Here is a 214-nt window from a genome sequence, read left to right as displayed (position 1 = left end):
AGAGACTTGAACTCTCACACCTTGCGGCACCAGAACCTAAATCTGGCGTGTCTACCAATTCCACCACTCCCGCACTGACTCTGTTTTACATCCAGAACACGATGTTCACTATTTTACATCCAATGAAGATGAACCACAAAATGGCTGGGGTACCAGGATTTGAACCTGGGAATGCCGAGATCAAAACCCGGTGCCTTACCGCTTGGCGATACCC

1 protein-coding gene is annotated in these 214 nt (G+C 49.1%); it reads left to right on the top strand.

Annotated elements, in window-relative coordinates; genetic code table 11:
* Positions 1–214, top strand: a 214-nt coding sequence (locus Q1A86_RS21185) for a hypothetical protein (RefSeq protein ID WP_299811436.1), incomplete at both ends; no start/stop codon positions are given.

It is taken from the genome of uncultured Shewanella sp. (genome assembly GCF_947497935.1).
Taxonomy (GTDB): Bacteria; Pseudomonadota; Gammaproteobacteria; order Enterobacterales; family Shewanellaceae; genus Shewanella.
The sequence above is the reverse complement of the archived record's forward strand: the minus strand, read 5'-3'. Positions and strand labels throughout refer to the sequence as shown.